Source organism: Nocardioides dilutus (assembly GCF_054779555.1).
This window is the reverse complement of record NZ_BAAGYA010000003.1, coordinates 453,156-465,635: the sequence shown is the minus strand read 5'-3', so window position 1 is coordinate 465,635 and position 12,480 is coordinate 453,156. Positions and strand designations below refer to the sequence as shown.

Annotated in this window: 12 protein-coding genes; 1 reads left to right on the top strand and 11 read right to left on the bottom strand. The window is 72.1% G+C overall.

Annotated elements, in window-relative coordinates; translation table 11 throughout:
* Positions 1 to 23: 23 nt before the first annotated feature.
* From fmt to ACYVC6_RS17900, 3 genes are read right to left on the bottom strand one after another with little or no spacing between them, the layout of a single operon-like run.
* Entirely contained in the window at positions 24 to 944 is a 921-nt protein-coding gene (fmt, locus tag ACYVC6_RS17910; RefSeq protein ID WP_460715810.1) for a methionyl-tRNA formyltransferase, read from the bottom strand.
* Between the two features lie 10 nt (positions 945 to 954).
* Positions 955 to 1,497, bottom strand: coding sequence for a peptide deformylase (gene def, locus ACYVC6_RS17905; RefSeq protein WP_460715809.1), 543 nt, complete (start codon positions 1,495 to 1,497; stop codon positions 955 to 957).
* A 20-nt stretch (positions 1,498 to 1,517) separates the two neighbouring features.
* Positions 1,518 to 3,587, bottom strand: coding sequence for a primosomal protein N' (locus ACYVC6_RS17900; RefSeq protein ID WP_460715808.1), 2,070 nt, complete (start codon positions 3,585 to 3,587; stop codon positions 1,518 to 1,520).
* 273 nt (positions 3,588 to 3,860) lie between these two features.
* On the opposite strand from ACYVC6_RS17900, the gene ACYVC6_RS17895 reads away from it, so the two are divergent.
* On the top strand, positions 3,861 to 6,257 hold the full coding sequence (locus tag ACYVC6_RS17895) for a M4 family metallopeptidase (RefSeq protein WP_460715807.1): 2,397 nt from the start codon (positions 3,861 to 3,863) through the stop codon (positions 6,255 to 6,257).
* Positions 6,258 to 6,290: 33 nt separating this feature from the next.
* Here ACYVC6_RS17895 and metK read toward each other — a convergent pair whose 3' ends face one another.
* The 8 genes from metK to ACYVC6_RS17855 all read right to left on the bottom strand — a co-directional run bounded on the left by metK (position 6,291) and on the right by ACYVC6_RS17855 (position 12,475).
* Positions 6,291 to 7,481: a methionine adenosyltransferase gene (gene metK / locus ACYVC6_RS17890; RefSeq protein WP_460715805.1), complete on the bottom strand. Its 1,191-nt coding sequence runs from the start codon at positions 7,479 to 7,481 to the stop codon at positions 6,291 to 6,293.
* 34 nt (positions 7,482 to 7,515) lie between these two features.
* On the bottom strand, positions 7,516 to 8,757 hold the full coding sequence (gene coaBC, locus ACYVC6_RS17885; protein WP_460715803.1) for a bifunctional phosphopantothenoylcysteine decarboxylase/phosphopantothenate--cysteine ligase CoaBC: 1,242 nt from the start codon (positions 8,755 to 8,757) through the stop codon (positions 7,516 to 7,518).
* 3 nt (positions 8,758 to 8,760) lie between these two features.
* Positions 8,761 to 9,108: a DNA-directed RNA polymerase subunit omega gene (rpoZ, locus tag ACYVC6_RS17880; RefSeq protein ID WP_460715802.1), complete on the bottom strand. Its 348-nt coding sequence runs from the start codon at positions 9,106 to 9,108 to the stop codon at positions 8,761 to 8,763.
* Between the two features lie 13 nt (positions 9,109 to 9,121).
* The gene (gmk, locus tag ACYVC6_RS17875) at positions 9,122 to 9,739 is read right to left on the bottom strand and encodes a guanylate kinase (RefSeq protein ID WP_460715801.1); all 618 of its coding nucleotides are present in this window, start codon (positions 9,737 to 9,739) and stop codon (positions 9,122 to 9,124) included.
* The gene (gene mihF, locus ACYVC6_RS17870; RefSeq protein ID WP_460715800.1) at positions 9,732 to 10,052 is read right to left on the bottom strand and encodes an integration host factor, actinobacterial type; all 321 of its coding nucleotides are present in this window, start codon (positions 10,050 to 10,052) and stop codon (positions 9,732 to 9,734) included. The genes gmk and mihF overlap by 8 nt, the downstream gene beginning before the upstream one ends.
* 82 nt (positions 10,053 to 10,134) lie before the next feature.
* Positions 10,135 to 10,584, bottom strand: a complete 450-nt coding sequence (locus ACYVC6_RS17865; RefSeq protein WP_460715799.1) for a hypothetical protein — start codon at positions 10,582 to 10,584, stop codon at positions 10,135 to 10,137.
* Positions 10,581 to 11,414, bottom strand: a complete 834-nt coding sequence (gene pyrF / locus ACYVC6_RS17860) for an orotidine-5'-phosphate decarboxylase (protein ID WP_460715798.1) — start codon at positions 11,412 to 11,414, stop codon at positions 10,581 to 10,583. Before pyrF ends, ACYVC6_RS17865 begins: the two co-directional genes overlap by 4 nt.
* Positions 11,411 to 12,475: a quinone-dependent dihydroorotate dehydrogenase gene (locus tag ACYVC6_RS17855; RefSeq protein WP_460715797.1), complete on the bottom strand. Its 1,065-nt coding sequence runs from the start codon at positions 12,473 to 12,475 to the stop codon at positions 11,411 to 11,413. The genes pyrF and ACYVC6_RS17855 overlap by 4 nt, the downstream gene beginning before the upstream one ends.
* Between the last annotated feature and the right edge of the window lie 5 nt (positions 12,476 to 12,480).

The window sequence follows — 12,480 nt, the reverse complement described above, 5'->3', positions numbered from 1 at the left end:
CGGCTGATGCTCATGCCACGAACCTAACGGAAGCGGACGATCGTCTCGCGCCGCAACCCGCGGGCCCAGTCGGCCGCGGGCATCTGCCGGGACCCGAACGCCTTGACCTCGCCGAGGCGCACCGCGGTCGTGCCGGTGCCGACCAGCACCTCGGACTTGCCGACCCGCACCTCCCCCGGCGGCAGGACCTCGTCGGTGACCGTCACCGGCCCGAGCTTGACCCGCTGCTCGTCGTACGTCGTCCACGCGCCTGGCGCCGGAGTGCAGGCCCGGACCCGGCGGTCGACGAGGTCGGCCGGCTCGGACCACGACACGTGCGCGTCCTCGACGGTGATCTTGGGCGCGAGCGACACCCCGTCGACGGGCTGGTCGCGCGCCTCCAGGGAGCCGTCCTCGATGCCGTCGAGCGTGGCGACGAGGAGCCCCGCGCCCCCCTCGGCCAAGCGGGCGAGCAGGTCGCCGGCAGTGTCGGTCGGCCGGATCCGTTCGGTCATCACGCCGAAGGTCGGTCCGGCGTCGAGCTCGCGGACGATCCGGAACGTGGTGGCCCCGGTGACCTCGTCGCCGGCCCAGATCGCGTGCTGCACCGGGGCGGCGCCGCGCCAGGCGGGCAGACACGAGAAGTGCAGGTTGACCCAGCCGTGCTGCGGGATGTCGAGCGCAGACTGGGGCAGCAGCGCGCCGTAGGCCACGACGGGGCAGCAGTCGGGCGCGAGAGCCCGCAGCGCTTCCTGGAACTCCGGGTCCCGGGGGTGGTCGGGCTTGAGGACGGGGACGCCGAGCTCCTCGGCCCGCGTGGCCACCGGGCTGGGGGTGAGCCGCCGGCCCCGGCCGGCCGGCGCGTCCGGTCGGGTGACCACGCCGACCAGGTCGTGGCCGGAGTCGGCGATGGCCTGGAGCGAGGGCAGGGCCGGCTCTGGCGTGCCTGCGAAGACGACCCTCATCGGCTGCCGCTCACCGGCCGAGCCCGCCGGTGGCGTGCGGGCTGACCTTGATGGTGGGCTGCTCGGCGGCGAACCAGTCGGACTCGCGGATCTCCCTCATCGCCGTCCGGCGGGCCTCCCGGTCCAGCCGGTCGAGGAACAGGATGCCGTCGAGGTGGTCGGTCTCGTGCTGGATCGCCCGGGCCAGCCGCTCGCTGCCCTCCACGACGACCGGCTCACCGTGCATGTCGTAGCCGTGGGCGACCACCGAGAGCGCGCGGCGGCAGTCGATGACCAGGCCAGGGATCGACAGGCAGCCCTCCGGCCCGTCCTGGACCTCCTCGGAGAGGGTGAGGGTCGGGTTGACGAGGTGGCCGACCTCGTCGTCGACGTACCAGGTGAACACCCGGAGCCCGACCCCGATCTGCGGCGCGGCGAGTCCGGCGCCGGGCGCGTCCAGCATGGTCTCGGTGAGGTCCTGCACCAGCCGGCGCAGCTCCTTGTCGAAGTCGACGACCTCGGTGGCGCGGCTGCGCAGCACCGGGTCGCCCAGGAGCCGGATGGGGACGATCACGGCGGCAGTCTAGGGACGCGTCACAACGTGGGCGGGTCGACCTGGATGCGCACCGGGTCGAGCTTGCGCGCCGAGCGGAGGCGTTGGACCTCGCCCAGGGCGTCGGACAGGGCGCCCCCGTGGATGCGCGGCACCCGGACCACGGCTCGCACCTGCCCGGCATCGAGCCCGGGGACCGGTGCCGGTCCGAGCACCTCGGTGCCCTCGGGGCGGTCGAGCAGGGTCAGCACGTCGTCGACCGCGCCCAGCTCTCCGGTCAGCGTCGCCAGCCGGGACGCCGGCGGCAGGTGCACCTCGCGGCGGGCCTCGGCCTCCCGCTCGGCGAACCCCGGCTGGTCCCAGCGCACCAGCGCCTGAAGCGCCGGATGTCCGGGGTCGCCGACCGCGATCGCGCGCCCGCCGGGACGCAGCAGGCCGACCGCGTTGCTCCACCGGCGCAGAGCCTCCTCGTCAGCGCGCAGGTGCTCGAGGCCGAGGGTGAGCCAGGTGTCCAGCAGAACGACCGCGGCGTAGCCGCCTGCGGCCACCGGCTCTGCGCCCGGCGTCGCCACCACGACGCCGGGGGTCGCCTCCACGTGGGCCAGCACGTGCTCGCCCGCCGACATCCGGACCACGGCTCCGGGGAACGCGCGGCCGAGCTCCTCGGCGGTGCGCGCCTCACCGACGACGGGCGCCCGCAGTCCACGGTCGCCACACTCGGGGCAGGCCCAGGCCTCGGCCACCGTCCCGCACCAGCGACAGCTGGGCGGGCTGGTCGCGGAGGTGAGGGCCAGCGGCCCGCGACAGGCGGTGCAGCGCGCAGGGGTGTGGCACCGGACGCAGGCGAGCGAGGTGACGTAGCCCGCGCGTGGGTTCTGCACCAGCACCGGCCCCGCCGCCAAGGCGTCGCGCACCAGGCGGTGCACCTGGCTCGGCAGGCGCGCGGCGCGGGCGAACGGGTCGCGGTCGAGGCTGTGGTCGTCGGCGCCTGCGATCTCGATGCGCGCACGGGTGCGCAGCTCACCCCGCTCCAGCGCGAGCGGCCGAGCCCAGCCGGTGCGCAGCAGCTGCTGCCCCTCCACGGTCCGGGCGAACCCACCGACCAGCATCGCGGCGCCCTCGCGCTCGGCCCGGATGAGCAGCACCTCGCGAGCGTGGGGGTAGGGAGCGCGCGGTTCGGCGTGGAGGTCGTCGCCGTCGTCCCAGATCACGACCAGCCCGAGGTCGTGGACCGGAGCGAACGCGGCAGCACGAGTGCCCACGACGACCCGGCGCTGGCCGCGCACGACCTGCAGGAACTCCCGGTAGCGCCGGGCCGGACCGGCGTCGGCCGTCAGCACGACGTGCTGCCCGTCACCGAGCACCGCCGCGAGAGCCGCATCGACGCGGGCGACATCGGCGTGGTCCGGCACGACGACCAGCGCTCCCCGCCCGCTGGCACAGGTCGCCGCGACCGCATGTGCGACGAGCGCCGGCCAGTCCGTGCCCGGTCCGGCCCCCCACACCGCGCGCGGTGCGCCACCCTCGGCGAGATGGCGCAGGAAGGCCGGGGCGGCGGTGTAGCCCGCCCACGCCCGGTCTCCCGCGGCGAGGTCCGCGTCGTGGGGTCCGGCGACCGACTGCGGGTCCTGCTTCTCGACCGTCGCGTGCCGTGGCGGGATGGCCAGCCTCAGCACGTCGGCGCGGGTCCCCGCGTAGCGCCGTGCGACCTCCTCGCAGAGCGCCGCCACCGCCGGAGAGAGCACCGGCTCGGGGCTGACGATCCGGCGCAGTGCGGTGAGCGTGCCCGTGTGGTCACTCGTCGCGCAGCGCTCCACGAGGAAGCCGTCGACGTCCTGCCCGGCGAACCGCACCTTGACGCGCACCCCCGGCCGTGCGGCCTCGGCCAGCGCGGCCGGCACCGCGTAGTCGAAGGCCCGGTCGAGGTGGGCCAGCGGCAGGTCGACCAGGACCCGGGCCACCGGGTCGTCGGCGGCGACCGGCGCCGCGGCGGCCTTGCGCGCCCGGGTCGCCGAGGCCTTCCGGGCCCGGGCGACCTCGGCACGCACCAGCCCGGGGAGCAGCTCGGCCTGCTCCCCGGACTCGTCGCGTTGCTGATCGGGCCGGGACACGGCGACATGGATATCACTCGCCACCCCTCGTCCCCGGGGCCCGACCACGTGCGGCCCCAGTATCTGTTGACCTTCGCAACGGCTGGGGCGAAGGTGGGGGTCGCGGATGCAGCGGGCATTCGCATCCCCCTTGGAGGCAGTCCGATGGCACCTTCGCGCAACCGACAGCGCGTCCTAGCGGCGACGGGAGCACTTGCCGCCGTTCTCGTGGCGGCGACCCTCAGCGGCATCACACAGGCCTCCGCCAGCGGAACCGACGGGTTCGGTCCTGGTGTGACCCTCGACCGCCAGGACGAGACCGGCAAGGTCGGCTTCATCGGCACCGCAGCGGGCAAACCGATCGACTCCGGCTTCGGGGCCGGTGCCAACGCGACGACTGTCGCCCGCTCGTTCCTGGCCGCACACGCAGGCCAGCTCGGCCTCAGCGGGTCCGACCTGAGACTGATCGAGAAGCACGCAACCCCGGGTGGCGGGACCGCCGTCCGCATGGGCCAGACCTACTCCGGCGTGCCCGTGCTCGGCGGTGAGTTCGTCGTCACCCTCGACGGTGCCAACGACGTGCTGTCCGTGCTCGGCGAGGCGAGCCCGATCCGTGCGGTGTCGACCAAGCCCGCCGTGTCCGCCGCCGCCGCCGCGAGGACCGCGGTCGCAGCCGTGGCCAAGGAGACCGGGGCGAAGGCCGCCAGCCTCGCCACCTCCACCGCCCCGCAGCTGATGCTCTACGACCCGAGGCTGCTCAGCGCCCCCGGGCCGTTCCAGACCGCGCGGCTCGCCTGGGTCACCGAGGTCCGCGGAGCCGGCAAGGTGACCGACATCGGCCGACGTGTCGTCGTGGACGCCGCGTCAGGCACCGTCGCCCTGAGCTTCGAGACCATCCACGCCGCCAAGGACCGGGAGGTCTGCGACGCGAACGAGGTCATAGGAGCGGACTACCCGTGCGTCGCCCCGGACCGCACCGAGGCCAGCCCGCCGGTGCCGGCCGACGACGACGACATGGAGCTGGCCTTCGAATTCGCCGGCGACACCTACGACTTCTTCTTCACCCGGTTCGGCCGGGACAGCCTCGACGGCGCGGGCCTGACACTGACCTCGACCACCGACTACTGCCCCGACGCGCCGAACTGCCCCTACGAGAACGCGTTCTGGGACGGCGCGCAGATGGTGTACGGCAACGGATTCGCCAGCGCAGACGACGTGGTCGGCCACGAGCTGACCCATGGCTTCACCGACTTCAGCTCGAGCCTCTTCTACTACCAGCAGTCCGGCGCCATCAACGAGTCGATGTCCGACGTCTTCGGTGAGTACATCGACCTGGTCAACGGGGCCGGCACCGACACCCCGGCCGTCCGCTGGCTGATGGGCGAGGACATCCCCGGGTTCGGCGCGATCCGCGACATGGAGGACCCCCCGGCGTTCGGTGACCCCGACCGGATGCTCAGCCCGAACTACACCTCCGACCCTGGTGAAGGGGACGGCGGTGGCGTCCACTCCAACAGCGGCGTCAACAACAAGGCAGCCTTCCTGATGGTTGACGGCGGCAACTTCAACGGCCAGACGATCACCGGCCTCGGCATCACGAAGGCCGCACGGATCTACTACACGGTCAACAACAGCATGCTGATCTCGGGCTCGGACTACGCCGACCTGGCCAACGCGCTGCGTCAGGCGTGCACCAACCTGATCGGGACCGACGGGATCATCGCGGCGGACTGCACCGAGGTCAACGAGATCGTGCAGGCCACCGAGATGGACCAGAACCCGACGAACTCGCCGACCCGCACGGCCACGCCGTGCCCGACCGGCACCAACCTGACCTCCACCGTGCTCTCGGACAACCTGGAGACGCCTGCGGGCCAGTTCACCACGGGCGCGATCACCGGGGCGAACGCCTGGTCCTACCCGCAGAACCCGAACCCGCTGTCCGGCTTCGGTTTCGACGCGACCTACGCGACGAGCGGCAGCACCAACGCGTGGGGCTACAACCGGCCGACGGTCAGCGACTCCTTCATCAGGATGACCAACCCGGTGGTGCTCCCCGCGAACGCGCACCTGCACTTCAACCACTCGTTCGGCTTCGAGGACGACCCGAGCTTCGCCTACGACGGTGGCGTGTTGGAGTACTCGACCACCGGGGCCGGCGGCCCGTGGACCGACGCCGGGTCGTTGTTCGCTGCGCCCGGCGGCGCGAACGGCTACACCGGGGCCATCGCCGCGCCCTTCACCAACCCCCTTGCTGGGCGGTCGGCGTTCGTCCGGGAGAGCAACGGCTACGGGTCCAGCCGAGCCGATCTCGCCTCTCTCGCTGGTCAGAGCGTGATGTTCCGCTGGCGGATCGGCACGGACAACGTGGCCGACGACTACGGCTGGTTCCTCGACGACATCCGGATCGTCACGTGTGTCACGCCTGACACCACGCCGCCGCAGACGACCATCACCAAACACCCGAAGAAGAAGACCTTCAGCCACAAGGCGAAGTTCCGCTTCACCTCGAGCGAGCCGGGCTCGACGTTCAAGTGCAAGCTGGACAAGAAGAAGTGGAAGCCCTGCACCTCGCCCAAGAAGTACAAGAACCTGAAGGTCGGGAAGCACAAGTTCCAGGTCTACGCCATCGACGCCGCCGGCAACGCCGACCCGACGCCGGCCAAGTGGAGGTGGAAGATCCTGCCCTAGCGGCCTGCGGGCGCGTGGCGCGCCGTCGGGGGCTCAGCCCCCGACGGCCGCCTTCAGCTCCTCGACGCGGTCGGTGCGCTCCCAGGTGAACTCGGGGAGCTCGCGGCCGAAGTGGCCGTAGGCGGCTGTCTTGGCATAGATCGGGCGGAGCAGGTCGAGGTCGCGGATGATCGCGGCCGGCCGCAGGTCGAAGACCTCGAGCACGGCCTCCTGGATCGCCTCGTCGGAGGCGGTGCCGGTGCCGAAGGTCTCGATGAAGACACCGACCGGCTGGGCCTTGCCGATCGCGTAGGCGACCTGGGCCTCGCACCGGCGGGCGAGCCCGGCGGCGACGACGTTCTTGGCGACCCAACGCATGGCATAGGCCGCGGAGCGGTCGACCTTCGACGGGTCCTTGCCCGAGAAGGCCCCACCACCGTGGCGGGCCATGCCGCCGTAGGTGTCCACGATGATCTTGCGGCCGGTGAGGCCGGCGTCGCCCATCGGGCCGCCGACCACGAACCGCCCGGTCGGGTTCACCAGCAGCCGGTAGCCCTCCGACGGCAGGTCGAAGGTGGCGAGCACGGGGTCGATCACGTGCTTCTTGACGTCGGCCTCGAGGGTCGAGAGGTCGGTCTCCTCGTCGTGCTGGGTGGAGAGCACGACGGTGTCGACGCGGACCGGACGGTTGTCCGCGTCGTACTCGATGGTGACCTGGGTCTTCCCGTCGGGGCGCAGGTAGGGCAGCGTGCCGTCCTTGCGCACCTCGGTGAGCTTCTCGGCGAGCAGCTGGGCCATCACGATCGGGAGCGGCATGAGCACGTCGGTGTCGTCGCAGGCGTAACCGAACATCAGCCCCTGGTCACCGGCGCCCTGCTTGTCCATCGCGTCGACCGAGCCGGTGCGGGCCTCGTGGCCACTGTCGACACCCTGGGCGATGTCGCCCGACTGGCCGCCGATGGCGACCAGGACGCCGCAGGAGTGCCCGTCGAAGCCCTTGTGGGACGAGTCGTAGCCGATCTCGATGATCCGCTTGCGGACCACGTCCTTGACGTCGACGTAGCCGTTGGTGGTCACCTCGCCGGCGACCACCACCAGTCCGGTGGTGAGCAGGGTCTCGACCGCCACCCGGCTGTAGGGGTCGTTGCGCAGCATCTCGTCGAGGACGGAGTCGCTGATCTGGTCGGCGATCTTGTCCGGGTGACCCTCGGTCACGGACTCCGAGGTGAACAAGCGTCCAGGCACAGGTCTACTCCGATCGGTGTGCGGGGTGAGCAGGTCAATCTTGCAGTCTGGCGACCACTTCGTCCCAAATGGCATGCGCCACCTGGGTCTTGGAGCCTCGTGGCACGTCGCGGCTGCCGCCGTCGGCGGCGAGGATCACGGCCTCGTTGTCAGCGCTGCCGAACACCGCTCCCCCGCTCACGTCGTTGACCACGAGCAGGTCGCAGCCCTTGCGGGCGAGCTTGGCGCGGGCCAGCTCGAGGACCGACCCGGAGGCATCGCCGGTCTCGGCGGCGAACCCGACCACGACCTGCCCGGCCCGTGACCGGTTCGAGCTCAGCTCGTGGAGGATGTCGGGGTTCTGCGCGAGCTCGATGGCCGGCGCCGAGCCGTCGTCGGCCTTCTTGATCTTGGCGTCACTCACCGACGTCGGCCGGAAGTCCGCCGGGGCGGCGGCCATCACGACGGCGTCGGCGGACGCTGCGGCGGCGAGCACCTCGACGCGGAGCTGTTGGGTCGTCTCGACGCGCACGACCTTGACCCCGGCGGGCTCGGGCAGCGTGGTGTTGGCCGCGACCAAGGTCACCTCGGCACCCCGAGATGCCGCGGCGCGGGCCAGGGCGTATCCCTGCCGACCACTGGAGCGGTTGCCGAGGAACCGGACGGGGTCGAGGTATTCGCGGGTCCCACCAGCCGACACGACCACCTGGCGGCCGGCGAGGTCTTGGACGGCGATCCCCCGGGCCAGCACGTCGAGACAGACATCGAAGATCTCGGCGGCCTCGGGGAGCCGGCCCTTGCCGGAGTCGGCGCCGGTCAACCTGCCCTCGGCAGGCTCGAGGACCAGCACGCCTCGGTCACGCAGCGTCGCGACGTTGGCCTGCGTGGCGGCGTGCTCCCACATCTCCGTGTGCATGGCCGGCGCGAGGACGACCGGGCAACGGGCGGTGAGCAGGGTGTTGGTCAGGAGGTCGTCGGCCAGCCCGTGTGCGGCCTTGGCGAGCAGGTCCGCGGTCGCCGGAGCCACCACGACCAGGTCGGCGGACTGGCCGATCCGGACGTGCGGCACCTCATGCACCTCGTCCCACACCTCGGTGGACACGGGCTTGCCGGAGAGCGCTGACCACGTGGGCGCACCCACGAACCGCAGGGCGGCGGCCGTCGGCACGACGGTCACGTCGTGGCCGGACTCGGTCAGGAGCCGCAGCAGCTCACAGGCCTTGTACGCCGCGATGCCGCCGGAGACCCCCAGGACGACCCGGGGCTTCGGCTGTGCGCTCTGCTCGGCGTCAGCCAAGCTCTACTCCGCGGCGGGGCCGGCGTCGAAGGACTTGGAGCCGTCGGCGACAGCGGCCTTGGCGGCGGCCTCCTCGGCGGCGAGCTCGGCCGGGTCGACGTCCTCGCAGGTCAGCAGGTCGCCGTTGATCTCGCGCAGCGCGATCGAGAGCGGCTTCTCCTGGACGTGGGTCTCGACGAGCGGGCCGACGTACTCCAGCAGACCCTCGCCGAGCTGGGAGTAGTAGGCGTTGATCTGCCGGGCGCGCTTGGCGCTGTAGAGGACCAGCTTGTACTTGCTGTCGGTCTTGGTGAGCAGGTCGTCGATCGAGGGGTTGGTGACGCCCTCGGCCGCGATGTTGGGTGCAGACACGCAGAAGCCTCGCTCAGTCAGTCAGGTCGCTCGGATGGCCGCTCAGATGATCCGGACCAGAAATGTCCCGATCGAGCCTCATCAAGGCTACCAACTCCTCCGCGGAAGCGTGAACTTCGTGGTTGACGATGCTCACGTCGAACTCGGGCTCGGCGGCCAGTTCCTCGATCGCGGTCGCCAGCCGGCGCTCCCGCTCGGCCTCGTCCTCGGTGCCGCGACCGACCAGCCTGCGGACCAGCTCCTCCCACGACGGCGGGGCGAGGAAGACGAACAGCGCCTCCGGCATCGAGGCACGCACCTGGCGCGCGCCCTGGAGGTCTATCTCCAACAGGGCCGGCCGGCCGGCGGCGAGCACCTGCTCGACGGCGCCCCGGGGAGTCCCGTAGCGGGCGGAGTTGTGCACGACCGCCCACTCGAGCAGCTCGTCGTCGGCGACCATCCGGTCGAACTCCTCGTCGGAGACGAACCAGTAGTGGACGCCGTCCTCCTCGCCGGGTCGCGGAGCCCGGGTCGTCACCGACACCGAGATCCACACCTCCGGGTGGTGCGCGCGGATGTCGGCCGAGACGCTGCCCTTGCCGACCGCGGTCGGCCCCGCAAGCACTGTCAGGCGGCTGGGAGCCTCACTCACCTGGGGCGAACTCACGCTCCAGGGCGGCGACCTGCTTGGTGCCGAGCCCCCGGACCCGGCGGCTCTCGGCGATCTCGAGCCGCTCCATGAGCTGGCGGGCGCGGACCTTGCCGAGGCCCGGCATCGACTGGAGCAGGTCGATGACCCGCATCTTGCCGATCACCTCGTTGGTGTGGCCCTCGGCGAGGACCTCGCTGATGGTGGCGCCGTTGTGCTTCAGCCGGTTCTTGACCTCGGCGCGCTCACGACGGGAGGCCGCAGCCTTCTCGAGCGCCGCCTGGCGCTGCTCGGGCGTGAGCGGGGGCAGGGCCACGTTGCAGAGTCCTCGTCGTCGGCGGTGAGAGAGCGTGGTCAATCTAGTCGTGCCCTCGTGGCGCCACAACGGGGAGTGGCCCTCAGAGCCGGAGAGGCGTCTTGCAGACGTCTCGCGCCTGCTGCTCCACCGCGGCGAAGGCGGCCACCGAGTCCTCGGTGGTGAGCTCCTGGGCCGCGGCGTCGATCCGGTCGCGCTCCTCCTCGCTCACACCCTCCGGCGGGTTGTCGCGGTCGTAGGTCGCGGGGTCGACCCCGGCGTCGTCGAGCGCGGACTCGAGGGCCTCCAGCCCGGTGACGACGACCTTCCAGTCGTCGCGGATGTCCGGGGGCGCGGCGTCCTCGAGCTCGCGGAAGACCGGGAGGGCCCGTAGCAGGACGTCGGGTCCGCCTTCGCCGAGGATCCGGGTGAGCTCCTCCTGGTTGTCGGTGACGACCTCGCAGTAGTCAGCGTGCGGGTCGTCGGAGCACGACACCGACACTCCGGCCAGCAGTGCCAGGGCCACCACGGCTCCCCTCCACGGACGCGTCATGACCGGAGCTCGTCGTTGAGGCGCACCGCCTCGATCCGCAGCGCCTCCACCGAGGGCCCCTTGCGCAGGAGCTCGCGCGACGAGCTCGGGGTGACCGCGGCCACCGCACTGCCGAAGATCCGCCGGATGTCGGCGACGGTGCCCCCCTGCGCGCCGAAGCCGGGCGCCAGGATCGGTCCGTTGAAGGCGAAGTCGAGCTCGGCTCCGGACTCGGGGAGCGAGCCGATCGTCGCCCCGATCACCGCGCCGAACGAGCCGAGCGGCTCGGCTCCGGCGTTGAGCGCCCGCAAGTGGTCCAGCATCCGGCCGGCGACGAGCGCACCGTCCTCGGTGCGTGCGTGCTGCACCTCGGCGCCCTCCTTGTTGGAGGTCAGCGCCAGGACGAACACCCCGGCGTCGAACCGCCTTGCGGTGTCGATCATCGGCTCCAGCGAGCCGAACCCGAGGTAGGGGCTCGCCGTGATCGCGTCGGCGGCCAGCGGCGAGGCGGGATCGAGGTAGGCGTCCGCGTAGGCCTGGGTCGTCGAGCCGATGTCGCCGCGCTTGACGTCCAGGAGCACCAGCGCACCCGCGGCGCGCGAGGCCGCGATCACCCGCTCCAGGACGGCGACGCCCTTGCTTCCGAACCGTTCGTAGAACGCGGACTGCGGTTTGACCAGCGCGACGTGGGGCGCCAACCCCTCGACCGCGGTCAGCGCGAACCGCTCCAGCCCGGACACGTCGTCAGGCAGCCCCCAGGCCGCGAGCAGCCCGGAGTGGGGGTCGATGCCGGCGCACAGCGGGCCCCGGGCCTCGAGGGCGGCGGCGAAGCGAGCACCGAAATGCGTCATTGAGCACCTTCCCCGGAGATCCCCCGCAGGATCCGGCGGGGCCAACCCGGCCCCTCGTAGACGAACGCGGTGTAGCCCTGGAGCAGGTCCGCGCCGGCATCGAGGCGGGCGCGGGCGTCCGCGGCCGTGGTGATGCCGCCGACGCCGATGAGCGTCAGCCGGTCGCCGACCCGGCCGCGCAGCAGCCGCAGCACCTCCAAGGACCGGGCAGCGAGGGGCCGCCCGGACAACCCGCCGGCGCCGGCCGCCTCGATCTCGGCCGGGGTGGAGGTGAGCCCGGCCCGCGAGACGGTGGTGTTGGTGGCGATGATCCCGTCGAGGTCGATCGCCTGGGCCAGGTCGGCCACGGCGAGGACGTCCTCGTCGGCGAGGTCCGGGGCGATCTTGACCAGCAGGGGCACCCGCCGGTCGGCCCCGGACCGGCTGAGCTCCCGGTCCGCGGTGAGCCGGACGTGCGTGAGCAGCGGCTCGAGCTTCTCGACTGCCTGCAGCGTGCGCAGACCCGGGGTGTTGGGCGAGCTGACGTTGACCACGAGGTAGTCGGCGTACGGCGCCAGCAGCCCGGCGCTGAGCCCGTAGTCCTCGAGGACCGCCGCCTCGTCGTCCTCCGGCACGAGCTTGGTCTTGCCGATGTTGACCCCGAGGACGGGCCCCGCCCCACGACCGCCCCGCGAGCGACGGAGTGCCAGGCGACGGGCCACCACCTCGGCACCGTCGTTGTTGAAGCCCATCCGGTTGACCACCGCCCGGTCGCTCGGCAGCCGGAAGAGGCGCGGCCGCTCGTTGCCGGGCTGCGGCCGCCCGGTGACGGTGCCCACCTCCACGTGTCCGAACCCGAGAGCACCCAGGGCGTCGATGCCGACGCCGTTCTTGTCGAAGCCGGCCGCCAGGCCCAGCACGTTGGGGAACGTCAGACCCATCGCGGAGACGGGCGCACCCGGCGTACGCCGTCGCGACAGGAGGGGACGTGCCGCCCGCACGGCCCTGAAGCCGAGATGGTGCGCCCGCTCGGGGTCGACGTGGGTGAAGCCGTGGTCGAACAGGAGGGAGTAGGCAGTCACGTGGT